This window comes from Streptomyces sp. CA-179760, assembly GCF_050937045.1.
Classification (GTDB): domain Bacteria; phylum Actinomycetota; class Actinomycetes; order Streptomycetales; family Streptomycetaceae; genus Streptomyces.
Window position 1 is genome coordinate 9194902 of the sequence record NZ_JBNJLZ010000001.1, and the last position, 24614, is coordinate 9219515.

15 protein-coding genes and 4 pseudogenes are annotated in these 24614 nt (G+C 69.3%); 5 read left to right on the top strand and 14 right to left on the bottom strand.

Annotated elements, in window-relative coordinates; translation table 11 throughout:
- Positions 1–140: 140 nt before the first annotated feature.
- A pseudogene (locus ACQEV8_RS41595) lies at positions 141–680 on the bottom strand (KUP/HAK/KT family potassium transporter); the annotation flags it as partial.
- Between ACQEV8_RS41595 and ACQEV8_RS41600 the strand changes: the two are divergent.
- Together ACQEV8_RS41600 and ACQEV8_RS41605 are read left to right on the top strand one after the other, a co-directional pair.
- Positions 679–4956, top strand: coding sequence for a HAMP domain-containing protein (locus ACQEV8_RS41600; protein WP_432971888.1), 4278 nt, complete (start codon positions 679–681; stop codon positions 4954–4956). The pseudogene ACQEV8_RS41595 and the gene ACQEV8_RS41600 sit on opposite strands and share 2 nt — an antisense overlap.
- 67 nt (positions 4957–5023) lie before the next feature.
- Positions 5024–7486, top strand: a complete 2463-nt coding sequence (locus tag ACQEV8_RS41605) for a SpoIIE family protein phosphatase (protein ID WP_432971891.1) — start codon at positions 5024–5026, stop codon at positions 7484–7486.
- On the opposite strand, the gene ACQEV8_RS41610 is transcribed toward ACQEV8_RS41605, so the two are convergent.
- The gene (locus ACQEV8_RS41610) at positions 7429–7836 is read right to left on the bottom strand and encodes an NAD(P)/FAD-dependent oxidoreductase (RefSeq protein ID WP_432971894.1); all 408 of its coding nucleotides are present in this window, start codon (positions 7834–7836) and stop codon (positions 7429–7431) included. The two genes, ACQEV8_RS41605 and ACQEV8_RS41610, sit on opposite strands and share 58 nt — an antisense overlap.
- A gap of 279 nt (positions 7837–8115) precedes the next feature.
- Here ACQEV8_RS41610 and ACQEV8_RS41615 point away from each other — a divergent pair, with 279 nt between their 5' ends.
- On the top strand, positions 8116–8793 hold the full coding sequence (locus tag ACQEV8_RS41615) for a 2-phosphosulfolactate phosphatase (protein ID WP_432973379.1): 678 nt from the start codon (positions 8116–8118) through the stop codon (positions 8791–8793).
- 22 nt (positions 8794–8815) lie between these two features.
- Here ACQEV8_RS41615 and ACQEV8_RS41620 read toward each other — a convergent pair whose 3' ends face one another.
- The 7 genes and pseudogenes from ACQEV8_RS41620 to ACQEV8_RS41650 all read right to left on the bottom strand — a co-directional run bounded on the left by ACQEV8_RS41620 (position 8816) and on the right by ACQEV8_RS41650 (position 15538).
- Entirely contained in the window at positions 8816–9031 is a 216-nt protein-coding gene (locus ACQEV8_RS41620; protein WP_432971897.1) for a hypothetical protein, read from the bottom strand.
- 20 nt (positions 9032–9051) lie between these two features.
- Positions 9052–9438, bottom strand: a pseudogene (locus ACQEV8_RS41625) (MBL fold metallo-hydrolase); the annotation flags it as partial.
- A 205-nt stretch (positions 9439–9643) separates the two neighbouring features.
- A complete protein-coding gene (locus ACQEV8_RS41630; RefSeq protein WP_432971900.1) occupies positions 9644–11134 on the bottom strand; it encodes a glycoside hydrolase family 32 protein in 1491 nt (496 codons plus the stop codon).
- A 39-nt stretch (positions 11135–11173) separates the two neighbouring features.
- Positions 11174–12046, bottom strand: coding sequence for a carbohydrate ABC transporter permease (locus ACQEV8_RS41635; protein WP_432971903.1), 873 nt, complete (start codon positions 12044–12046; stop codon positions 11174–11176).
- Position 12047: 1 nt separating this feature from the next.
- A complete protein-coding gene (locus ACQEV8_RS41640) occupies positions 12048–12974 on the bottom strand; it encodes a carbohydrate ABC transporter permease (RefSeq protein WP_432971906.1) in 927 nt (308 codons plus the stop codon).
- An 86-nt stretch (positions 12975–13060) separates the two neighbouring features.
- Positions 13061–14365, bottom strand: coding sequence for an ABC transporter substrate-binding protein (locus tag ACQEV8_RS41645; RefSeq protein WP_432971909.1), 1305 nt, complete (start codon positions 14363–14365; stop codon positions 13061–13063).
- 138 nt (positions 14366–14503) lie between these two features.
- Positions 14504–15538 (bottom strand): LacI family DNA-binding transcriptional regulator, encoded by a 1035-nt coding sequence (locus tag ACQEV8_RS41650; protein ID WP_432971912.1) that lies wholly within the window; start codon positions 15536–15538, stop codon positions 14504–14506.
- A gap of 265 nt (positions 15539–15803) precedes the next feature.
- On the opposite strand from ACQEV8_RS41650, the pseudogene ACQEV8_RS41655 reads away from it, so the two are divergent.
- Together ACQEV8_RS41655 and ACQEV8_RS41660 are read left to right on the top strand one after the other, a co-directional pair.
- Positions 15804–17681: pseudogene (locus ACQEV8_RS41655) on the top strand (LamG-like jellyroll fold domain-containing protein); the annotation flags it as partial.
- The gene (locus ACQEV8_RS41660; protein WP_432973382.1) at positions 17661–18734 is read left to right on the top strand and encodes a GH32 C-terminal domain-containing protein; all 1074 of its coding nucleotides are present in this window, start codon (positions 17661–17663) and stop codon (positions 18732–18734) included. The pseudogene ACQEV8_RS41655 and the gene ACQEV8_RS41660, both read left to right, overlap by 21 nt.
- Positions 18735–18788: 54 nt before the next feature.
- On the opposite strand, the gene ACQEV8_RS41665 is transcribed toward ACQEV8_RS41660, so the two are convergent.
- From ACQEV8_RS41665 to ACQEV8_RS41685, 5 genes and pseudogenes are all read right to left on the bottom strand, one after another.
- Positions 18789–19382: a DUF4291 domain-containing protein gene (locus tag ACQEV8_RS41665; RefSeq protein WP_432971915.1), complete on the bottom strand. Its 594-nt coding sequence runs from the start codon at positions 19380–19382 to the stop codon at positions 18789–18791.
- Positions 19383–19444: 62 nt separating this feature from the next.
- Positions 19445–19645: pseudogene (locus tag ACQEV8_RS41670) on the bottom strand (transposase); the annotation flags it as partial.
- A 426-nt stretch (positions 19646–20071) separates the two neighbouring features.
- The gene (locus tag ACQEV8_RS41675; RefSeq protein ID WP_432971918.1) at positions 20072–22627 is read right to left on the bottom strand and encodes a CBM35 domain-containing protein; all 2556 of its coding nucleotides are present in this window, start codon (positions 22625–22627) and stop codon (positions 20072–20074) included.
- A 135-nt stretch (positions 22628–22762) separates the two neighbouring features.
- A complete protein-coding gene (locus tag ACQEV8_RS41680) occupies positions 22763–23617 on the bottom strand; it encodes a carbohydrate ABC transporter permease (RefSeq protein ID WP_432971921.1) in 855 nt (284 codons plus the stop codon).
- On the bottom strand, positions 23614–24570 hold the full coding sequence (locus tag ACQEV8_RS41685) for a carbohydrate ABC transporter permease (RefSeq protein ID WP_432971924.1): 957 nt from the start codon (positions 24568–24570) through the stop codon (positions 23614–23616). Before ACQEV8_RS41685 ends, ACQEV8_RS41680 begins: the two co-directional genes overlap by 4 nt.
- Positions 24571–24614: the final 44 nt, after the last annotated feature.

Sequence of the window (24614 nt, forward strand, 5' to 3'; positions counted from 1 at the left end):
GCTCCTACACCTCGATGCGTAGAGCGCCTTGGCACCGGTGACCGCGAGGACGATCGCGGCCAGGGCGAAGAAACGGTACCCCGGTGGCCGGACAGGAAGCCCAGCGCAAATGTCGGTGACACCGGCTTGAGGATGTCCGGGTGGTCGGTGATGCCGACGACGCCGCAAGCGCCGATGGCCACGAACCAGGCGATCATGACGGGGCCGAACGCCCTCCCCACGGCTGCGGTTCCCCTGCGCTGCACCAGGAAGAGCAGCACGATGATCATCGCGAGCCGCACCGTGTCGTGCGTGGCCACCTGACGGGCCTCGGGTGCCGGCGACGGGGAGCCGTCGTCCGACGGGTTTCCCTGTCGGCGATCGGCCATGTAACTCCTCCTCGTGCGGGCGGCTGAGCCGCGGACCCGGGGGCATCGGGGCGGACGGTACCGACCCCGTGGCGCGTCCGTCGGTAGGGGCGCCTCGTGGCTTCGCGCGGCGTCCGGCGGCGGTGAGGGCTGGAGCCCCGGGCGAATCGTGGCCGCGTCGGCCAACCGGGAGGCTCGCTGATCGACCGTCAGCCGTTGTCGCGTGACAATACTTGCTGGAATCAAGTCTCGGGCCGGCCGGGCCATACGATGAGACCTTCGTAGGCGGCTGGTGGGGGAACGCCGGTGGGCGTTCGGGGAGAGGGAGAGCATGGACAAGGCGGGTACCGCGATCCAGGATCCGAGCGCAGTGCCGGGGGAGCCGGAGCTGCGGCGGTTGCTGGCCGGGCTGACGGCGGTACGCGACGGGGACTTCGGCACCCGGCTGCCGGAAGAGGCCGGCGGCCTGCTCGGTGAGATCGCGTCCGTGTTCAACGGCATGGTCGACCAGTTGTCGCTCTTCACCTCCGAGGTGACCCGGGTGGCACGCGAGGTCGGGACCGAGGGCACGCTGGGCGGCCAGGCGCAGGTACCGGGCGTTTCCGGAACCTGGGCCGATCTGACCGACTCCGTCAACGCCATGGCGGGCAACCTGACCACCCAGGTGCGTGACATCGCCCAGGTGGCCACCGCTGTCGCCAAGGGTGACCTGTCCCAGAAGATCGACGTCGATGCCCGGGGCGAGATCCTGGAGTTGAAGAACACCATCAACACGATGGTGGATCAGCTCTCGGCGTTCGCGGACGAGGTCACGCGTGTGGCGCGGGAGGTGGGAACCGAGGGCAGGCTCGGCGGTCAGGCCGACGTCAAGGGCGTGCGGGGTACCTGGCGGGACCTGACCGACTCGGTGAACTTCATGGCGGGGAACCTCACCGGTCAGGTCCGCTCCATCGCCCAGGTGGCCACCGCCGTCGCCAAGGGCGACCTGTCCCAGAAGATCACCGTCGATGCCCGGGGCGAGATCCTGGAGTTGAAGAACACCATCAACACGATGGTGGATCAGCTCTCGGCGTTCGCGGACGAGGTCACGCGTGTGGCGCGGGAGGTGGGAACCGAGGGCAGGCTCGGCGGTCAGGCCGACGTCAAGGGCGTGCGGGGTACCTGGCGGGATCTCACCGACTCGGTGAACTTCATGGCGGACAACCTCACCGCCCAGGTCCGCTCCATCGCCGAGGTGACCACCGCCGTGGCGCAGGGCGATCTGTCGCAGAAGATCCGCGTGGACGCCCGGGGCGAGATCCTGAAGCTCAAGGAGACCATCAACACGATGGTCGACCAGCTGTCGTCCTTCGCCGACGAGGTCACCAGGGTCTCCCGCGAGGTGGGCACCGAGGGCAACCTCGGCGGCCAGGCCACCGTGCGCGGAGTGTCCGGCACCTGGAAGGACCTCACCGACAACGTCAACGTGATGGCCTCCAACCTGACCGGGCAGGTCCGCTCCATCGCCCAGGTGGCCACGGCCGTGGCCCGCGGCGACCTGTCCCAGAAGATCACCGTGGAGGCCAAGGGCGAGGTCGCCGCGCTGGCGGGGACGATCAACACCATGGTCGACACCCTGTCCGCCTTCGCCGACGAGGTGACCCGCGTGGCCCGGGAGGTCGGCACCGAGGGACGCCTCGGCGGCCAGGCCCAGGTGCCCAACGTCGCCGGGACGTGGAAGGACCTCACCGACAACGTCAACTCGATGGCGAACAACCTGACCGGGCAGGTCCGCAACATCGCGCTGGTGACCACGGCCGTCGCCAACGGCGACCTGTCCAAGAAGATCGACGTCGACGCCCGCGGCGAGATCCTGGAACTCAAGACCACCATCAACACCATGGTCGACCAGCTCTCGTCGTTCGCCGCCGAGGTCACCCGCGTGGCGCGGGAGGTGGGCAGCGAGGGCCGGCTCGGCGGTCAGGCCGAGGTCGAGGGTGTCTCGGGCACCTGGAAGCGCCTCACCGAGAACGTGAACGAGCTGGCCGGCAACCTGACCCGGCAGGTGCGGGCGATCGCCGAGGTGGCCAGCGCCGTCGCCGAGGGCGACCTCACCCGGTCGATCACGGTGGACGCCTCCGGCGAGGTGGCCGAGCTCAAGGACAACATCAACGCGATGGTGGAGTCCCTGCGGGACACGACACAGGCGAACCAGGAACAGGACTGGCTGAAGTCCAACCTGGCGCGGGTGTCCTCCCTCATGCAGGGGCACCGGGACCTGGACGTCGTCGCCGAACTCATCATGGACGAGCTGACACCGCTGGTCTCCGCGCAGTACGGGGCGTTCTACCTGGCCGAGGAGACCGGCAGCGGCGTGGAGCTGCGGCTCATCGGCTCCTACGGCGCTCCCGCCGACGGCGACCGCCTGGAGCGCGTTCCCCTCGGGCACACCCTGATCGGCCAGGCGGCACGCAGCCGCCGCACCATCACCGTGGACGAGCTCCCGGCCGACTACGTGACCATCTCCTCCGGGCTCGGCAGGACGACCCCCACCTCGCTGACGGTGCTGCCCATCACCGTCGAGGAACAGGTGCTCGGTGTCATCGAGCTGGCCTCGGTCACCCGGTTCACCCAGATCCACCAGAACTTCCTGGGGCAGCTGAGGGAGACCATCGGCGTCAACGTCAACACCATCCTCGCCAACGCCCGCACCGACGAACTGCTCGGCGAGTCCCAGCGACTGGCCGAGGAACTGCGCGTCCGCTCCGACGAGTTGCAGGCCGGCCAGGGCGAGCTGCAGCGGTCCAACGCGGAGCTGGAGGAGAAGGCCACCCTGCTGGCCACGCAGAACCGGGACATCGAGGCGAAGAACCTGCAGATCGAACAGGCCCGCCAGGAGCTGGAGGACCGCGCCAAGCAACTGTCGCTGGCCTCGAAGTACAAGTCGGAGTTCCTGGCCAACATGAGCCACGAACTGCGCACCCCGCTCAACAGCCTGCTCATCCTCGCCCAGCTGCTCGCCCAGAATCCTTCCAGGAACCTGACGCCGAAGCAGGTGGAGTACGCGGGCATCATCCACTCCGCCGGCTCCGACCTGCTGCAGCTCATCAGCGACATCCTCGACCTGTCGAAGGTCGAGGCGGGGAAGATGGACATCGCCCCGGAACTCGTGCCGTTGCGCCGCCTCCTGGACTACGTCGAGGCCACCTTCCGGCCGATGACCACCCAGAAGGGCCTGACCTTCGCCATCACCAGGGCCCCGGGCGCCCCCGCCGACCTGGTCACGGACGACGCGCGGCTGCGCCAGGTACTGCGCAATCTGCTGTCCAACGCGGTGAAGTTCACCGAACGGGGCGGCGTGGAGCTGCGCATCGAGCCCGCGGCCGACGACGACGTACCCGAGATCGTGCACCGCGGCGGCCCCGTGGTGGCCTTCCGCGTCGAGGACACGGGCATCGGCATCCCCGAGCAGCAGCTGGAGACCATCTTCGGCGCCTTCCAGCAGGCAGACGGCACCATGAGCCGCAAGTACGGAGGCACCGGTCTGGGCCTGTCCATCACCCGGGAGATCGCCCACCTGCTGGGTGGCGCGGTGACCGTGGACAGCAACCCGGGACAGGGCAGCACCTTCACGCTCTACCTTCCGGTGGCGCGCGCCGACTTCGAGGACCTCTCCGCCGCACCCCGGCCGGACGGGACGCAGGAAGACGACAGCGACCTCGGGCCGGCCGAGGGGCAGCGCCCGGGTACGGCTCTCGCGCTGCCGGTACCGCACACCCGACGGCTGCTGATCGTCGAGGAGCGGGTGCGCGGGCTGCTCTCCGTGGTCGCCGAGAGCGCCGTCGCCGACCTGGACCAGAGCCGCGCCGCACGGGATCAGCACGACGCCGTGGAGATCGTCACCGCCATGGACGCCCAGGAGGCGGCCTCCGCCCTGGCCGCCGGGCCGTGCCACTGCGTGGTCCTCAGCATGGATCTGCCCGACGGCGAGGGCCCACGACTGCTCGAGGCCGTGGACGGCGACGCCGCGCTGGCCACCGTGCCGGTCCTCGTCCACAACAACCACCGTCCGAGCGCGGCTCAGGAGGCCGCCCTGCAGGCCCGGGCGGACAACCGCCCGCTGGAGGTGCTGTCGAGCCTGGACGAGCTGAAGGAACGGATCACCCTGCATCTGTCGGCCGAGCAGCCCGGGGACGTGGTGCCGCTCGTGCGGATGGAGGAGAGCCTGGGCAGGGCCCCGGAGGTCGACATCACCCTGGCGGGACAGACGGTGCTCGTCGTCGACGACGACGCCCGCAACCTGTTCGCCCTCAGTGGCATCCTCGAAGTGCACGGCCTGCGGGTGCTGCACGCGGAGAACGGCCGCAAGAGCATCGACATCCTCACCGCGCACCCCGAGATCCGGCTCGTGCTGATGGACGTGATGATGCCGGAGATGGACGGGTACGCCGCGACCGCCGAGATCAGGAAGATGCCCGAGTACCGGGGCCTGCCGATCGTCGCGGTCACCGCCAAGGCCATGCCGGGCGACCGGGAGAAGAGCCTGGCGGCCGGCGCCAGCGACTACGTGACGAAGCCCGTCGACGCGAACGACCTCATCGCCTGCGTGCGGCACTGGCTGTCCACGTGACGCCGAAACCCACCGTCATCACGACGTCTCCCACACGGTGTGCGGGTCAGAAGGAGCAAACGGCCACGTGAGCAGCAATGATCTGTCCGGGGACCCCTCCCGGGACGATGAGCCGCGACGGCATGCCGCTGTGCAGAGCCCGCCGGCCGCCGGGGGCGACGTCATACCAGCGGCCGAGCCGCCCGGCGGACCGCTGACCTCTCCGGTCGGCCGGCTGGCCGTCACGGTGGAACGCCTGCGCCACGAGGTGCAGGCGGCGCACGCCGCCGCCGACGGACGCGCCCTCATGGATCTCGCCAAGGGCGTGCTCGTCGAGCGCCTGCACTGCGGTCCCGCCGAAGCCGCCCGGCAACTGGCCGAACTCGCCGAACAGTCGGCGATGACCCCCCTCGAACTGGCCGTCGACATCATCAACCAGGCGGCACGCGACCGCCTGACCGAAGTCGCGGTCGACTTCGCGACGGCGGTCCGGGGCACCCCGCCCGCCGCGCCAACCGCCGTGTCCGCCGTACGGCTGCGCACAGCGGAGAGCAGCGCCCTGGCCGCCGAGGACACCCAGGCCGTCGCCGATTCCCTGCTGCAGCACGCGCTGGAACCGCTCGGGGCGACCGGCGTGGCGATCTGGGCGGCCGGAGCCGACGGTTCCCTGACCCTCGCGGGCAGCTCCGGGTTCCCCGAGGGCGAGGCGGAGCGCTGGCGCTATGTGCCGCCGGGCGTGGCGACCGTCGCCCGCACCGCGCTGACCGAGCGAAGGACCGAATGGATCCGGTCCCTGGCAGCGGCCGGCCCTCCGTCGATCGGCCGCACGCACCACCCCGAGGGCGGAAGAGTCGCCGTCCCCACGGGCGTGGGCGGGCGGATCCACGGCGTGCTCGAGATCTGCTGGCCGACCCCCCTGGTCGCGCAACCGCCCGCTGTCGTCCGGCAGTTCGAGGCGCTCGCGGAACTGTGCGCCCACACCCTGGAGATCCACTCGACCTCCTCCCTGACGCCCGACGGACCTCCGCTCAGGACCGGCCTGTCGGAACTGGCGGACCTGGCCGACTCGCTGTACGACCCCGCGCTGGTGCTCACCCCCCAGGTGGACGACGACACCGGACATCTCACCGACTTCCGCGTCCACCACGTCAACCACCGCTTCCGCGACCCCGCGGGACGCCCCCGCAGCACCGTCGACGGCGCACTGCTGCTGGAGGCGTATCCCCTGGCAGCGGACGAGAACGGCCTCTTCAGCCATCTGGAACGGGTCTACGCCACGGGCGAGCCGTTCCGGGCCGGTCACATGACACTCACCGCGCTCGTGGACCAGGTGCCGCTGTCGTCCGTCGCCGAGGTCAGCATGACCCGGCACGGCGACAGCGTGCTGCTGATCTGGCGGATCGAGGACGAAGTGGCACGCCTGGCCAACCTGCTCGAACACGCTCAACGCCTCGGCCGGATCGGGGGTTTCGAGGAGAACTGCGTCACGGGCGAGATCACCTGGAACAGCCAGCTGTTCGCCCTCTACGGCAGGGCGGAGTCCGACGGGCCCGCCCCCGTCGAGGAACTGCGTGCCCACGCGCATCCCGACGACGCCGTCGCCATCGGCCGCTTCCTGCGGACCGTGCTGCACCACCGCAAGCCGGCGTCGGAGGCCTTCCGCCTGCTGCGCCCGGACGGGGTGACCCGCCACATCAGGGTGGTCGCCGAACCCGTCGTGGACATCGACGACAGCCTGCTCGCCGTGCGCGGCGCCTACCAGGACGTCTCGGCCCAGCACTGGACGGAGGTCGCCCTCGCCGCCACCCGCGACCAACTCGCCCACTCCGAACAGCAGTCCGCGGAGCGGAACCGACTGGCCCTGCAACTGCAACAGGCCATCATGCCCTCCACGGCGGCACCTCTGGACGCGCCGGGCCTGCGCACGGCCGTGCGCTACCGGCCCGCCGAGACCGATCACCTCGTGGGCGGCGACTGGTACGACGCAGTGGTCCTGCCCTCAAGGCACATCCTGCTGAGTGTCGGTGACGTCGCCGGGCACGGCATCGAGGCGGCGACCAGCATGGTCGTGCTCCGCAACGCCCTGCGCGGCCTGGCCGTCACCGGAGCGGGCCCGGCCCAGCTGCTGTCCTGGCTGAACAGCGTCGCGCATCACCTCTCCGACTCGGTGACGGCGACCGCGGTCTGCGCGCTGTACGACCCCTCCCGCCGTGTCCTGCGCTGGGCCCGTGCCGGACATCTGCCGCCGGTTCTCGTACGGGACGGTCAGGCGACGACCCTGCCCCTGCTGAAGGGCCTGCTGCTGGGCGCCGCCTCGGACATCACCTACCAGGAGGCCGAGATGAGGCTGGAGATCGGCGACACCCTGCTGATGTACACCGACGGACTGGTGGAACGCAGGGACCGCTCCATGGAGGAGTCCCTGAAGCACCTCCTGGTGACCGCCAGCGCCAAGAAGACCACCCTCGACCAGCGCCTCGACCACCTGCTGACCTACAGCAGGTCCGACACGGACGACGACACCTGCATCATCAGCATCGAGGTCATGTAGAGCGAAGCCCTGTGGACCGACGTCATGCAGCCGGCGAGGCCGGTGTCGGTGAGGTGTGCGACCAGTCGTCCGGCCGGAACCCTGGCCATGTACCACCAGCCGCCGGGGACCGCCTCGACGAGCGTGCCCAGTTCGGTGTCCTCGCTGCGCCGGCCGGGGAGCCGTCGCGCGAACAACGCGTACACGGCGACGAGCCGGTCCTGCTTGCGGTACCGGCCCTGCCCACGGCCGATCGCGGCGCGGCGACCGGTGGCGTCCACGACCCACTCGCAGCGCACCTCTTCGAGCCGGACGCCCGTGCGAAGCGGTACGACCCGATCGCCGGTGTGCGCGGGACGGGGCGGTGGCACGGCCTCGGCCCGGCGCGGTACGGCGCCCGCGGCTTCGGCGGTGCGTCCCCGGCGTGGACCGGGAGCTGGCCGCGTACTTCCGTGACGTCGCCGACCACCTCGCGGCATGGATCGCGGCATCGAGCGCACGCCCCGCACGGCGGGCGAGAAGGTACCCGTGCGCGTCAGCGAGCAGTTCGAACCGTCACGATGCCAACCCACTGATCCGCTCGATCATCCGAACCGCCAGAGCCACTTAATCGGGTGCCACGGATGGTTCAGCAGCATCAGAATGGTGCGATGGATCATCACTTCGTCGGCATCCCGGAGTTGACCGGCGTTCCCCGTGTCGCAGTAGTCATCGACGTGATGCGCGCCTTCACCGTGGCCGCCTGGGCCTTCTCGCGCGGTGTCGAGAAGATCGTCCTGGCCTCGACGGAGAGCGAGGCCCTTGCGCTGAAGGAGAGCCACTCCGGGTGGCTGGCTCTGAAGGACGGGGCTCCGGCGGCGGGCTTCGACGCGGTGAACTCACCTGGCCTGCTCAGGTCGTGCGAATTCACCGGCCGCACTCTGGTGCAGAAGACGACGGCAGGAACCGTGGGCGCGCTGGCCGTCGCGAACGCGCCGATGGTCTTGTGCGCGAGCTTCGTGGTGGCCGGCCCGACCGCGCGGTTCCTGCAGAACAGGGATTCCGGTCCGGTGACCTTCGTTGTCACCGGCGAGGAAGGCCGGGCCGACGAGGACCTGGCCTGTGCCGAGTACATCGGTCGATCCATGGCGGGAGGCGATGTCGAGGCGGCCCCGTATCTCCACCGCGCGAGGACATCTCGTGCCGCGGCAGACCTCACCGCCGGGCTGCGGAGCGGATACCACCCGGACGATGTCGATCTCTGCTTGGAAATCGACAGGTTCCCCTTTGCGATGGTGGCTCGCCAGGAAGAGTCCCTCATGGTGCTCCGCCCAGTCGCCGTGCCCTGACCTCCCGCCACCGGCCCGTGGATCAGGACGGCTCTTGAAAGCCGGCGGCGATGAACGGCACAGCGAGTTCGACGAGTTCGGCGGTGTCCACCGCGGAGTCGTCGCCGACGTGTACGGCGGCGTCGCCCGTCGCCTGTGCGCTCAGCTCGCCGGCGAGGGTCACCGTGTGCCCGCCCGCCTGGGCACGTGTCGCGATGCCGCAGGCCATGCTCTCGGCGCCGAGGACGGTGATCCGCATGCCGGTCGGTTCCTTCGTGATCAGTGAGTGGCGCCGCACAGGGAGCGGTTGGCGATGTCGATGATGAACGGGCCGACGTGGAAGGGGTATCGGTCGACGATCGCTTTCTTGAACCCGTCGCCGTCATCGCCGAGCAGCTCACGGGCGTCGGCGAGGTAGCGGCGCACGTCCGCGTACACCTCCGGCCCGGTGGGCAGGCCGTGGCCCGCCAGGGTCGTGTCGTAGCCGGACTCGGCGGCCAGCACGTCCACCGCCTGCTGCCAGCCGGTGATGTCGTGGTTGCCCAGGCAGAGGTGGACGCCGTTGTAGACGAGGTCCTGCCCGACCGGGACGCCCTGGTCGGGCAGCTTGACCAGCGGTGCGGCGGCGGCCTCACCGCCGGAGACGGCCTCGAAGACGAAGGGGACGGGCAGACCATCGCCGCCGGCCCCGGCAACACGGTGACCTCTATCCAGCTGCCCACGACCACCGCCCGCTACATCCGCGTGGTCAACAAGGCGAGCTCCGGTGCCTGGTGGTCCCTCCACGACGTCTCCGACCGGCTGCATCAGAACCTCCATGCTGCAGGAAATCTGAGTGGGGCCGGGTATCCGACCCCCTTCCAGCTCCTGATCAGGGGTGGACGAGACCGGCGTCCTCGAAGGTCGAACCGGCACTTGTCTCGGTCGCGTACCGCATGGTGTAGGGACGCAGGTTCCAGGCCTCGACCGTGTAGCCGAGAACTCCCTCGACTCCGGAGCGGGCCTCGATCCGCCAGGGTGTGCGGCCGGTGGGGTAGAACCGCAGCGTCAGAGCCTGGCCCGATGGCAGATAGAGCTCGGCGACGGAGCGGTCCACCACCAGGCGCAGCTCGACCGGGGCACCTGCCGAGGCCTTCGCCTCCGGGCAGGGGACACGGAACGTGCCGCCGTGGGCGCGCGGGTCGAGGCAGGCGTGATCGCGGTCGACGACTAGTTCGCCCGCGTCGGGGTCGATCCTGATGTCCAGGTACTCGGTGCCGTCCGCGGAGGTGACCAGTCGTAGCCCGGTTGCCGAGGTCGCGGTGCTGAGTTCCAGGCGGGCTGTGAGGTCGAAGTTCGGGCCTACCGTTCCCAGCACGGCGGTTCCGTCGGTCTCGCCCGCGGCGGTCACCGCGCGCTCGTCGCGCAGCGCGAAGAGTTCCGCGGCCGGACGCTGTCGTACGGAGCCGTCCTCGGCGAGTGTCACCTCGCGCGGGAAGGTCAGCAGCCCGGCCCAGCCGGCCTCGCGTACCCACTCGGGGTCACGGGCTTCCCAGGCCCAGCCCCACAGCAGCCACCGTCCGTCGGGGGCGGGCAGCAGGGCAGGGGCGTAGAAGTCGGGGCCGTGGTCGAGAAGGGTGGGGGCGTCGGCGAGGAAGCGGCCGTTCTGCTCGCGGCCGGGGAAGACCACGGTGCGGCGGGGCCCGAGTTCCGGGTCCCAGGCGCCGAGGAGCAGGGCGCCGCGTCCGTTCGCGTACAGGTACTGCGGGCACTCCCAGCCCAGCCCGGTGTCGGCGTCCGGTGCCACCGTCTGCGGCGCCCCGGTCAGGAACGGCCCCCGGTAGTCCCACTGTTCGAGGTCGTCGGACTCGTAGAGCAGTGCCGCCGCCCGGCCGTCCGCCTGGGCGGAGCCGACCAGCATGCGCCAGCGGCCCGCGTCACGCCATACGTACGGGTCGCGGTACATGGTCGCGCCGTCGGGCAGCTCGGGGATGAGCAGACTTCCCCGGGGTGTCCAGGTGACACCGTTGTCCCGGGACTCGCTTGTCGTGACGGGCTGTGCCCAGCGGTCGGTGCGGAAGGCGGAGTAGAAGGCGACGAGCCGTTCGCCGTCGGAGACGGCGTTGCCGGAGAAGCAGCCGTCGGCGTCCTCGCCGCCCGGCGTGGGGGTCAGGGCGACAGGGAGTTCCTCCCAGCTGATCAGGTCGGGGCTGCGGAAGTGACCCCAGTGCATGTTCGCGTGCTCCGGTCCGTACGGGTTGTACTGGAAGCACACGTGGTAGTGGCCGTCGTGGTACGCCAGCCCATTGGGGTCGTTGATCCAGTTGCGGGGCGGGCGCAGGTGCGCGACGGGCAGATGGGGGTCTGCGGGCAGGACGGACACGCAAGGGTCCTTTCGGGTGGGGGAGTCGAAGGAGCGCGGTCAGCCCTTGACGCCGGTGGAGGCGATGCTGTTGACGAACGACCGTTGGAAGGCCACGAACAGGGCCAGGATCGGCACGGTGATCATGGAGGAGTACGCCATGATCTGGCCCCAGCCGACGTTGAGTTGGAAGAAATAGGAGATGCCCACCATCACCGGCCGCAGCTCCTCGCTCTGCACGACCATGAGTGGCCACAGGTAGGAGTTCCAGGCGGGCAGGAAGGTGAGGATGGCGACGGTGGCGACGGCCGGTCCTGAGAGCGGCATGACGATGCGGCGGTAGATGGTGAACCAGCCGGCGCCGTCCACGATGGCTGCCTCGTCGAGTTCCTTGGGGATGCTCTGGAAGTACTGGTGGAAGAAGAAGATCGAGAAGGCGTTCGCGACGAACGGCACGATCTGCACCTGGTAGGTGTCCATCCAGCCGGTCGTCCACTCCAGGTGGAAGCCGTTGACGCGGAGCAGCGGCAACTGGTTGACCCACCACACCAGCGGCAGCGCGAAGGTCTCGAACGGCACGATGAGCGTGGCGATGACGGCCGTCAGGACAGCCTTGCGGCCGGGCCAGCGCATCCGGGACAGGGCGAACGCGGCGAGGCTGTTGACGATGATGCCGAGCATGACGGTGATCGAGGAGATCAGCACGGAGTTCAGCAGGAACCGTGCCGCGGGGACGCGGTCGAAGACGCCGGTGTAGTTGTCGAGTGACAGGGCGCCGACGGGGAGGAAGGCGCGCACGGATCCGAGGTCGCTGAAGATCTGGTCGTCCGGTTTGAACGACGAGACCAGCATGAACAGCAGCGGGAGCGCGAAGACCAGAGCCAGGACGACACGGCCGGCGTGACCGCCGAGGTGCTTGAGGAAGGAGGTCATGTCAGTCCTTCTCCCGGGTCAGGAAACGCTGGACGAGGGACACGGTCAGCACGAGCACGAAGAAGACGAGCGAGATCGCCGAGGCGTACGCGGTCTGCTGCTGGTCGTAGCCGGTGTGCACCGCCTGGTAGACCACGGTGGTCGTGGAGTCGAGGGGGCCGCCTTGCGTCATCACCCGGATCTGGGTGAACAGGCTGAACGCCGCGATGGTGATGGTGACGAGCACGAACGTGCGGGTCTCGCGCAGGCCGGGCCAGGTGACGTGGCGGAAGCGGTGCCAGCGGGTGGCGCCGTCGAGGTCCGCGGCTTCGTACAGCTCGGCGGGGATGGTCTGGAGCCCGGCCAGCCAGATGATCATGTGGAAGCCGACGCCCTGCCACACCGACATCAGGATGATGGCGGGCATCGCGGTCGTCGGGTCGCCCAGCCAGTCCGGGCCGTGGACGTGGCCGAAGGTGAGCGCCGAGAGCACCCGGTTGACCAGGCCGTCCTGCCGGTAGAGGAAGGTCCACAGCAGGGACACCACGACCATCGAGGTGACGACCGGCAGGAAGTAGACCGTGCGGAAGAAGTTGACGCCGCGCACCTTCGCGTTGACCAGCAGGGCCAGTACCAGGGCGAGCCCGGCCTGGAACGGGACGACGACAGCGGCGAAGTAGGCCGTGTTGCGCAGGGACTTGTAGAAGACCGGGTCTTCGAAGAGCTGGGTGAAGTTCCTCAGGCCCACGAAACGGGCCGGGGTGGGCGAGATGAGCCTCGCGTCGGTGAACGCAAGGGCGAAGGCGAGGGCGACCGGTACGACGAGGAAGACGATCAGCAGCGCGACGGCCGGGGTGGCCATGCCGAGGGCGGTGAGGCCCTCACGGCGGCGGGCGTTGGTCGTTCGGGTTCGCCGGACCGGACGCAGCCGGCCGAGGGCTGCGATCATGGTGGTCACGGTAGCTCCAGGGGAAGCCGGTCCGGTTCGGGCGCGCGAGGAGGGCGCGGTCGGGGCCCGAACCGGACCGGGGCGGGTCAGCCGGCGTAGTCGTTGTTCGTCTTGAGGTTGGTGTCGATGTCCTTCGCGGCCCGACCGAGCGCGGTCTTCGGGTCGGCCCCGGCGAGGATGTCCTGCGCCGCCTTCTCGAACTCGGTGGAGATGTACGGGTAGGCCGGGGTCACCGGGCGCACCAGGGCGAACTTCCGGGCGAACTCGACGAGGTCGTTGAACTTCCCGCCAGGCTGGTAGCCGTCGACCTGCTTCGCGGCGGCCTCGGTGCCGGGGAGCGTGCCGGTGGCCTTGGCGTAATCGACGAAGTACTTCGTCTGGCGGGAGAACTTCAGCCACGCCTGCGCCCCGTCCTTGTTGGAGCAGCTGGAGCTCATCGCCCACTGCCAGGAGGCACCGCCGATCTTGGGCCCGTCGCCGAAGTCGACCGGCGGGATGATCGCCAGGTCGTCGCCGAGCTTCTCGGCGTTCTTGGCCGCGTTCCAGCTGCCGTCCCACTGGATGGCGCTCTTGCCGGCCAGGAAGTCCTTGTTCGGGTCGGCCCCGGACTTCTTCGCCATGTAGCCCTTGGACACCAGTGAGCGGAACCAGGTCGCCCACTCCAGGGACTTCTTGCCGTCGAGCGTCCCCTCGGCGGTCTTGTAGCCGTCGCGGTTGATCAGGTCGCCGCCGAAGCTCTGCAGCTGCGGGGAGTACGCGTACGACCACCACTCACCGGTGCCGCCGGTGCCCATCTCCAGCGGATACGGGAACTTCCCGCTCTTCTTCAGCTTGGCCAGCGCCGCGTCGAACTCGTCCTTCGTCCACGGCTTGCCGAGGGTCGGGATGCGGATGCCGCTGTCCTTCAGCACCGACTTGCGGGCGAACAAGGCCAGCGAGACGTCGTAGAAGCCGAACCCGTAGACCTTGTCCTTGTAGCGGCTGACAGTGCTGGGCAACTGGTCGGACAGCGGCACGTCGCTGCCGGACACATCGATGGGGGCGAGGTAGCCGCCCCAGGCCCAGTTCGCCACGTTGGGGCCGTCCACATCCAGCAGACAGGGCAGCCTGCGGGCCGAGGCGGCGGCCACGACGGAGTTGTTGTAGTCGCTCTGCGGGAACGCCTGGAGCCTGACCTTGTACTTGCCCTGGGACCCGTTGAAATCCTTGATGATCTTCTTGACGACGTCCAGCTCGGCCGAGTTGCCGGCGTTGTGCGTCCACAAGGTGATCGTGTCGCCGTCGGCTCCGGACGAGCCGCTGCCACTTCCGGTCGCGCAGCCGGCGACCAGCGCGGTCGCCGCCGCGACGGCTACACTCGCACCAGCGAGGCGCCTGGTTCTGAACACCACGAGGTTCCTCCATCTCACTGAGACGGGTCTTGCCGGACCCGCCCTGGCGACCGGTTGCCACGGTCGCTGTTCTTGGTGGTCGTCCCGCCGCCCGGGTCTCGTCCGGGTGGCGGGACAACCGTCTACGGGTGTGCCGTGTCAGCCCGCACCGGGCGCACCGATGGAGGCACGCTCCTGCAGCGGCATGGGCACACGGTGTACGACTGCTTCGAGCGGCCCTGTGCGGAGGATCAGCTCCACGGCGAGACGACCGAGCTGATAGTGCGGCAGCTTCAGCGTGGTGAGCGCCGGGCGCAGGACGGCCGCGATGTCCTGGTCGTCGAAGGAGACCACCGACACGTCACCCGGCACCGACAGACCCGCCTCGCCGAGCGCCTGGTACGCGCCCATGGACACCCGGTCCGTCAGGCACACCAGCGCCCGGGGACGGTGCCCCGCCGCGAGCAGCTCGGACACCTCCCGGTAGCCGTCGCGCGTGTCCCAGTCACACTCGATGACATCGGTCAGGCGCGTGCCGCCCTCCCGCAGGACCTCTTCCAGGCCGCGCATCCGCTCGTTGCCGGCGATGATCCCCTCGGGCGTGGCCGGAACGGCCTGGTGGCCGCCGATCGCCCAGATGCCCTCGGTGTGACCGGCGGCGAGCAGGGCACGGGCCGCGTCCCGGCCCGCCTCCAGCTCGTCCGGCACGACGGACGGCGCGTCGAAGCCGGGGGCCAGGCAGTTCAGCAGCACGACCCGGCGCCCGAACAGCTCCTTGGGCGGAGTGACGTACCTGGTGAACATGGACGCGTAGATCACCGCGTCGACCTGCCGGTCCAGCAGAGCATGGACCAGCGACGACTCGGCATCACGGTCGCCTCCCGCCTCCGTGATGAACAACAGGTTGTCCCGCTCCCGCGCCGCCTCCATCGCACCGCGGATCACGTCGCCCGCGAAGGGCGTCGTGGTGACCTGGTCGGAGACGAACCCGATGGTCTGGGTCGACTTGGTCCGCAGGCTGCGCGCGGTGACGTTGGGGCGGTAGCCCAGCTCCCGCGCGGCCTCCAGCACACGTTCGCGGGAAGCGTCGGAGATGCGCATGTCGGTGCGGCCGGACAGGGCGAACGACGCGGTCGTCGGCGAGACGCCCGCCTTGCGGGCGACGTCGGCCATGGTCACGCGGCGTTCAGACATGGCGGCTCAGCTCCGTTGTTAAATCGGATTAGCAAGTTGCGACGAGAGTGAGCTGCCTGTGGCCTGATGTCAACACTCCGGCTGCATCGAATGGGAAACGGTGACCTTATGTGCTGGTTTGTGGGGGAACTAGGTGACGCTGCAGGAAAACGGTATGCATTAGCCCTTGCGTTAGCAGGAGCGGCCCGCGAACGATGCCGAGCCACCCGGTTAAACCGATTTGGCACGGCGTCAGGCCCTGCCGCGCACCACCCAGGAGTCAGCCATGAGGAGAAGAACAGCCCTCACTGTTGTGTCCGCCGTCATCGGCGGCGCCGTCGTACCACTGTCGTTCGCTCCCACCCCCGCCGCCGCCCAGGAACGGCGCGGTCCTCAAAGCCCCACTGCCCGCTGGGACTTCGACGAGCGCACCGGCACGGTCGCCCGCGAGGCGGTCGCCGGCTCCGCCGACCCCATCGCGTACGTCTTCACCGACGCCCGCTACAAGCCCCACAGCGATCCCGTACGGCGCCGCGGCGTGAGCGGCCGGGCGCTGTACTTCGACGGGTACTCCACGGTCGTCACCGCAGACGGCCCCGGCAAGTTCGACCTCAGTGGGGGCGTCACCGTCGACGCCTGGATCGCCCCGTACGCCTACGAGCACGGAATCGACGGCAAGCCCCAGGCCCTGGTCAACCAGCACGACCCGGACGCGAAGACCGGCTTCCTGCTCGGCCTGCGCCGCTTCGGGCAGATCGTCTTCCAACTCGGCTTCGGCACCGACCTCATCGAGGTCAAGGGAGCCGCCGACCAGCCCGCCGCCAAGGGCCGCTGGACCCACGTCGGCGCCACCTACGACCCGGACACCCGGCAACTGCGCCTCTACCGCGACGGCCGACTGATCGGAACTGCCACCACTCCGGACAAGGCGCCCCAACTGGCTTCGGCCGAACCGCTGCTGATCGGCCGGCACAACCGCCCCACACTGCTGAACGGCGAGTTCCACGCCAACATGTACATGGGCCTGATGGACAGCCTCGTCATCCGCCCGGGCAGCCTGGACGATTCGACCGCGCGGCGCGAGCACGCCGAGCGACTCGCGGCGCTCCCCGGCCACCGTGTGCCCCGCCCGGAGATGACCCTGAACCGGGCCCGTTTCGACGGTGACCGGCACCGCCCTCAGTTCCACATGCTGCCGCCCTGGCACTGGATGAACGAACCGCACGCGCCTGTGTACTTCAAGGGCAAGTACCACATCTTCTACCAGCACGACCCGCTCGGCCCGTACTGGGGCCAGATCCACTGGGGGCACGCGGTCAGCACCGACATGGTGCACTGGCGGGACATGCCCATAGCCCTCGCACCAGCCGCCGAATCGGTCGGGCCGGACGGCTGCTGGTCGGGCTCGGCGCACGTCGACGGCGACCGGGGCCCGGTGCTCTTCTTCACCGGCGGCGACGACCGCCTCCCCTACCGTCAGCGCACCGGCATGGCCGTGTCCTCCTACCAGACCGACCGGGACACGGACCTGCCCGACTGGACGATGAAGTCAGAGCCGGTCACCGAAGCCCCAGCCAGTCTCCCGGCCGGCCCCGGCACGGCGTGGGCGGAGAACTTCCGCGACCCGTTCGTCTGGGAGGAGGACGGCACCTGGTACCAACTCGTCGGCAGCGGCATCGTCGACTACAACGGCACCCAGATCACCAAGAAGTACGGCGGCACCGCACTCGTCTACACCGCCCGCCGCCCCGAGGGACCGTGGAAGTACCGAGGCCCCCTGCACCACAACGACCTCGCCACCGTCCCCGAACCCGGCGAGGTGTGGGAGCTGCCCGTCCTCCTCCCCCTGCCCGGTCCGAAGGGTTAGCGCACAGGCAAGCAGATCCTGCTGGTCAGCCCCTGGTGGGAGGCGTTCAACCCGAATGCCGTCAAGCACACCTACTACTGGATCGGCACCTTCGACAAGGCCACCTGCCGCTTCACACCCGACCACGACAAGCCCCGCGAGTTCGACTTCGGAGAGCACTTCACCGGCCCGTCCGGATTCGTCACCCCCGACGGCCGCTCCGTGCTCTTCAGCATCACCCAGGACCGTCGCAGCGAACAGCAGCACGCCCAGTCCGGCTGGGCACACAACGCCGGCATGCCCGTCAGCGTCTCGCTCCGCCCGGACGGCACCCTCGGCGTCGAACCGATCGCCGAGGCGGCCCGCCTGCGCGGCAAGCAGCTCGCCCGGATCCGGCAGACCTCGATCGAGGACGCCAACCGCCGACTCGCCGACGTCTCAGGCGACATGCTCGACATCGAGGCCGTCATCGACCCGGGCGACGCCACCACCTTCACCCTGACCGTGCGGGCGAGCGCAGACGGCAGCGAACAGACCTTGCTCTCCTACGACACGACCGAACACCGCTTCTCCATCGACCGCAGCCGCTCCAGCCTCGACCCGGACGTACGCAAGGGCGTCCACGGAGGGACGGTCGGACTCGACGGAGAGCGGCTGAAGTTGAGAGTCCTACTCGACCGCTCGATGCTGGAGGCGTACATCAACGGCACCAACAGCCTCACCAGCCGTGTCTACCCCACCCGCAGGGACGGCACCGGCCTGCGGCTGACCGCCGAGGGAGGCACCGCGCAGATCATCTCCCTGGACGTCTGGCGCATGAACGGCGCCTACGAAACCGCCGTCGCCCCTGCCGCCTACGCCCCGCCACGCCCCACGAACGTCGACGCGCTCCCCAACCACGACTTCGCCACCGGGGACCTCACCGGCTGGACCGTCGTCTCGGGCGCCTTCAGCGACGCCAACGTGACCACCCGCACCGACTGGGGCTGGGGCGGACCCTTCTACCAAGCCGAAACCGAGGACGACCCGGCCGGCCACCACCTGTGGGGCTTCAACCCGGACGCGGGCGGTGACGCCGCCGCCGGCGTACTCCGCTCCGCCACCGTCGTCCTCGGCGGAGACGGCGCGGTCGACCTGCTCGTCTCGGGCGGCAACGACCCCGACCATCTCTACGCGGCCGTCGTCCGCGCCAGCGACGGCAAGGTGCTCGCCAAGGAGACAGGTCGCGGCGCGGAGCAGTACCGCCGCGTCGTCTTCGACCTGGCGGCCCACGTCGGTGAACGGGTCTACGTCGAGGTCGTCGACCAGGCGACGGGCGGCTGGGGCCACATCAACATCGACGATGTCAACGTGCCTGTCCGGCGGACATGACAGTGCAGGGGCCGTGAGCTACGCATCAGAGTGCATCTCAATTGGCGGCTCCGCTCACCGGTGCAAGTGGTCGAAGCCTCCTTCGGGCACCGGGTAGGAACGCTCTGCGGGTAGGAGGCGTCGTGCCGTAGTCAGATCCCCGTCCCGTACGTGGCTGTGAATCGTGTGCGCAAGTGTGGTGACGTCGGTGATGGAGACCGTCCACTCGTCCGCGTAGCGGTGTGCGGCTTCTCCCGTGAGACCGAGCTGCAACGAGCGGTGAGGAAGCGGCTGCAGGCGCAGGTCACGTTCCGGGTCCCACTGGACCCGGGCCGGAGACCGCTTCAACTGGCGTTTCCAGGTCGTACGGTCAGGGTGCAGCCCGCGCTCATAGTGGGCCAGGCAGGCATGTTCCAGTGCCCAGTCGAAGCCTTCTCGGGTGATCTCGAGGGCGAGGACACTCTGTTGGCCGTCCTTGGAGCCCCATCCGCAGCGGTACATCATCCAGAGGAAGGAGGGCTTGATCCATGTCATCCGGTCCCGCTGCCAGGCCGCCGGTAAGCGACCGTCCCGGGCCGCGGGAAGGCCGATCTCCGGCCCGTACGCCTGGTAGACGGTGACCGTGGAAGCCGTGTACAGGGCGCGGATCTGGTGCTTGGGTTCTGCCACGGTGACCAGCGTGGGGGCACCGTTCGATGCGCGCCATCCAATAAGCGGCGCACTTGGCTGTCGAGCCTGCGACAGCAGATGAGGGTGCAGGCGATGCTGATGAATGCCAGGAAGTGCTCCGGCGTGCGTTCGTAGCCTCGGTGGATGCCTCGACAGCCAGTGAGCCAGGCCATGGTGCGTTCGATGGTCCAGCGGTGACGGCCCAGTCGCTGCGAGGTCTCGATTCCCTTGCGGGCGATGCGGTGGCTGGTGCCGCGCCTGCGTCGTCGGCGCCTTCGTACCGTTGATCAGGGCCTGCACCCGCTCGGCCATCCCGTCGCAGCGATGATCCGCGCCCACGACCGGATGGTGGTCGCGGCTCTGCGGCGTGCCGAAGCCGGACTCGACACCGATCCGGCCGACGCCGCGCGCACAACCGCGCGCCTGCTGAGCATCATCGCGGGCAACTGTGCCTCCGGTCGGCTGGGCTGGCACCTGGTACGGGGCAAAGGCCGGAGTGGAAGCCCCATGGTCATTGATCCCCGCCGCGATCGCGGCCGTGCTGGTCTTCCCTCGTCTGCGCCGGAACGGCCCAGACCTTCTCGGCTCGGAGCCGTGAGACGACGAAGCCCCGCCGGAAGACGGCGGGGCTTCTGCACAGGACGGGCTACGACGACGTACCGGATGCGGTTTTCTCGCCTGCGGTGTCGTCAGTCGTTCAGGCGCGCGACGGTCACCTTGTCGATGTCCGGCGCGTACGCCGCGGAGTTGCCGAAGGTGACGGTGTTGTCGCCGGCCTTGAGGGTGACCGGGACCGGAAGGTCCCAGAAGTCGGACCAGCTGTAGGAGTTGCGGAACATGACCCTCTGGGTGGAGTCGTTGACGGTGATGTCCGCCGCCCGGGAGACGACGTTGGTGTTGTAGTTGCCGGACCCGGCGACCTCGTTGTTGGCGTAGCGCACATTCATCACGTAGCGCCCGGCGGAGGGGGCGTTCACCTTGAAGGTGAGCGTGTTGCCGGCTCCCAGGCCGACGTGTCCCACGTACTTGTCGCCGGAGGCCCAGGAGTTGCCGGAGACCGACGCGGTGCCGGCGGTGGTGGCGTCCTCGGCCTCGTAGGCCGTGGCCCCCGAGGTGCTGACCGCGCCGGTGACGCGCAGGTCGCGCAGGGTGAGGCTGCCCTTGCCCGGGACGGCTGCGGTGATGCGGTTGTTGCCGGCAGACAGGTACATACGCAGGGGCTTGTCGGTGACGCGGCCCGGGGTGGGGGAGAGGGTGGCGGCGGTGGCGCCGTCCAGGGTCAGCGTGCCGTTGCCGGTGGCGGCGTAGTCGGCGTGCACGGTGTAGTAGCCGTCGGCCGGTGCGTAGACGTCGAAGGCGGCCTTGTCGCGACGCTCCAGCCTCAGGGCGCCGGCGCCGCTGATGCCTGAGGCGCTGTAGTCGTACGACGGGGACCCGCTGATGTCGGCGTAGGCCGCGGGGTAGACGGAGTCCGGCGTCCTGGACGCGGTGAGGTCGATCTTGTCGAGGGTGACCTCGTTCGTGCCCTTGGACAGGGTCAGGGTGTGCTTGCCGGCCGTCAGGGACACGGGTGTGCGCGCCGTGGCGCGGTAGGTCCAGTTCAGGGTGGACCCGTAGGTGAGGGGCTTGGGCGAGCCGCCGTCGACTGTGAGGGTCTGGGTGGCGGGCCCGCCGGACTGGTTGCCGTAGAAGACGTCGAGGTCGTACGTGCCGGTCTTCGGGACGTCGACGGTGAAGGCGACCTTGCTGTCGGACTGGTTGAGGCTGCCGACGTCTTTGGTGCCCGAGGTGGCGAAGCCGTAGGGGTTGGTCAGCGAGCCCTGGGAGTAGACCGTTCCGCTGGTGATCGCGGCGTTCTCCGCCTCGTACGACGCGGACCAGGGCAGGCTCGCAGCCGTGGGGGAGCCGCTGCCGGCCGGGTTGACGGTGACGCGGTAGGCCGACATGGCGTCGAGGTCGCTCATCGGCACGGTGACACTGCCGTTCTTGGCGACCCTGGCGGTGGTGCGGGACACCACGCTCGGCGCGGCGGCACCCTCGTAGCCGCTCCAGCCGATGCGCTCGACGGTGACGTTGACCTTCTTGCCGAAGCGCGAGGGCACGTTGCGGACCACGGTGTCGACGTCGCCGGAGGTACCGCCGAGCAGTACCTGGGCCTGCCCCCGGCCGGCGTCCAGTGAGGCGATGCCCTGGACGGTGTCGATGGTGTTGGGCTGCGGCGGGTCCAGCTCGACGGTCTTGCCGGTCAGGCCCGCGTACCAGCGCAGCAGCCACCAGGTGCCGTTGGGGATGTTGGTCTGGGCCGCGTTGTCGTTGAGGTTGCCCGCGATGTTCCAGTACGCCTGGTCGGCGTAGACCTTGTTGCGCTCGAACATCGACATCCACTGGACCATCTGTCCTGGCACGGACTGGTCACGCCGGTTGCCGTACTCGTTGATGCTGACCGGCCGCTCGGAGATGCCGGCCTTCTTCTCGATGGCCCGGTAGTCGGCGAGGTGGGACTCGAAGTCCTTCAGGGAGTCCGGTCCCAGCTCGTGCCAGGTCGTGATGTCCGGGAGCACCTTGTTGGCCTTGGCCCACGGGTAGAAGTCGCCCATGAGCCTGCCGTCGTAGTGGGTCTCGTTGGGCCCGGCAATACGGGCGTCCGGGATGATCGAGCGGATCTTCTTGTAGACGGTGGTCCAGTCACTCTGGAACTTGCTCAGCGCGCTCGCGTACTTGGCGCTGCCGGAACTGCCCAGGTCCGGATACCAGTTGCCGTTGGGTTCGTTGAAGGGCACCCACACGAAGTCGTCCCGGTCGGAGCGGGCGGCGACCTTGCGGACCATGGTGTCGACCTTGGCCAGGTAGTCGCTCAGGCCGAGGTTCTCGTACGGCCACTGGGCGTAGATGTCCTGCATGTAGATGTGGACCTCGCCGCCGCCGTTGCGGTCGTAGCCCTTCTTGATCGCGAGAGCGTCCCCGTTGGGGTGCTGCGCACCGTCCGGCGCCTTCTGTATGACCGTCGTCATGTGCAGCGGGGCGACCAGCTCGTCGCCGGGGACGCCGTCGTCGCTGAGCCCGTACAGCGTCCCGTTGGCTCCGTGCATCACGTCGCCGGTGGTCCTGCCCAGGTCGACGGTGACCTGCGGGGTGGCCGCCTGGGCGGTCGGGACGGTCACGGCCGTGCCGATCAGCGCGGCGGTGAAGGCGACCGCTCCCATGAGGCGCGCGGTGTTGCGTGATCTGTGCTCGTTTCGGGGCATGTGCGTCCTCCGCCTCCCGCGTCGCTGCGGGAGGTTGGTGAGTGGACCCGGGGAAACCCGGACGGGCCGGGTGGACCGGAGGTTGAAGGGCCGGGGCGTGCGGGGAGTCACGCCCCGGGGATCATGGGACCCGGGCTACTTGACGGCTCCGCTGGTGATGCCGGCGACGATCCGGCGCTGGGCGATGACGAAGACCGCCACCATGGGCAGGCTCATCATCACGACGTAGGCGAAGATGAGGTGCCAGTTGTTCAGGTACAGCTGGGCGCTGGCGACCTGGTACAGGTTGAGCGGGAGCGTGGCCTTCTCACCGCCGCCGAGGACGAAGAACGCGTAGAAGATGTCGCTCCAGGCGAAGAGCATCACCATGATCGTCGCGGTGGCGATGACCGGTCGCAGCAGCGGCAGGATCACCTGGAAGAAGACCCGGGCCGGGCCCGCGCCGTCCATGCGCGCGGCCTCCTCCAGCTCCTCCGGGAGGTTCCGGATGAAGCCGGTCATGAAGAAGATCGACGTGGACAGGTACATCCCCGTGTAGACCGCGATCATGCCGAGCTGGGTGCCCGCCAGGCCGAGTTGCCTGAGCTCCATGACGATGGTGATGACGGCGGGCGGGAGCAGCAGGCCGCTGATGCTCAGCGCGTACAGCGTGCCGGCCAGGCGCCCCTTGCGCCGGGCGAAGACCCAGGCGGCGCCGGCGCCCAGCAGCAGTACGAGGACGACGGAAGGGACCACCACCAGCGTGCTGTTGACGAAGCCCTGGACGATCTTGCCCTGGTCGAAGGTCTGCTGGTAGTTCTCCGCGGCCTGCACCTGGTGCGGGAGGGAGAGGTTGGGCTTGATCGCTTCGGCCTGGGGCTTCACGGAGGTCACCGCGACGAGCCACAGCGGGATTCCGATGGTGACCGCCGCGACGAGCAGGACGACCGTCGGCTGCAGCCAGCGCGGGACGCGGCGGCGCACGGGAGCGAGTACGGCAACGGCGGTCACTGGTTGATCTCCCTTCGGCGCAGGCCGACGATCACGGGCACGGCGAGAACGACGACCACGAGGAAGAGCACCAGGCTCATCGCGGACGCCTGGGCGTACAGGCCCTGGCCGAAGATGCGGAACATGTAGATGTTGAAGACCTCGGTCTCGCTGCCGGGACCGCCCGCGGTGGTGGCCTGGACGATGTCGAAGGTGTTCATGGAGCCGATCAGCGCGGTGGTCACGTTGAACGTCACCGCGGGCGCCAGCAGCGGGAACCGGATCGACCGGAACGTGCGCCACGCGCCCGCCCCGTCGATGCGCGCGGCCTCCAGCACGTCACCCGGCATGCTCTTCAGACCGGCCAGATAGATCAGCATCGCGAGGCCCATCCACTTCCAGCCGTGGATGAGGGTCACCACGACCAGGGTCCAGGTGGTCGAACCCAGCCAGGGGGTGTCGACCTGGTGCCCCGCGAGGGAGGACAGCACGCTGTTGAGCGCCCCGTCCTGGGAGAGCAGCGCCCGGAAGATGTAGCCGACGGCCAGCGCGGAGATCAGCACCGGCAGGAAGAACACCGCGCGGAAGAAGCGGTTGAAGCGAGTGTCCCGTTCCAGCAGAAGGGCCAGGCCCAGACCGAAACCGTTCTGAAAGAGGGCCACCAGGACCGCGTACTGCAGGGTGATGCGGATGTCGCGGGCCATCGAGCCGTCGTTGAGGATGGTCTCGAAGTTCGACAGGCCCGCGAAACTGATCTGCGGGTGGAACGCCGACCAGTCGGTGAACGGGTAGACGAAGTTCAGCAGGTTCGGCAGCAGGAAGAACATGCCGAACACGGCGAGCGCGGGAAGCGCGAACCACCACGGCTGGTTGGGCTTCCTCCGGGTGCGCTCGCGCCGGCCGCGACGGGGCGATGCGCTCCGGTCCTTCGCACGCGTGGGCTCGATGACGCCCCTGGTGGCGGTGTCCACCACTTCTTACCTCCGGTTGCGGGCCCCGGGCGCGCCGCCGACGGGCG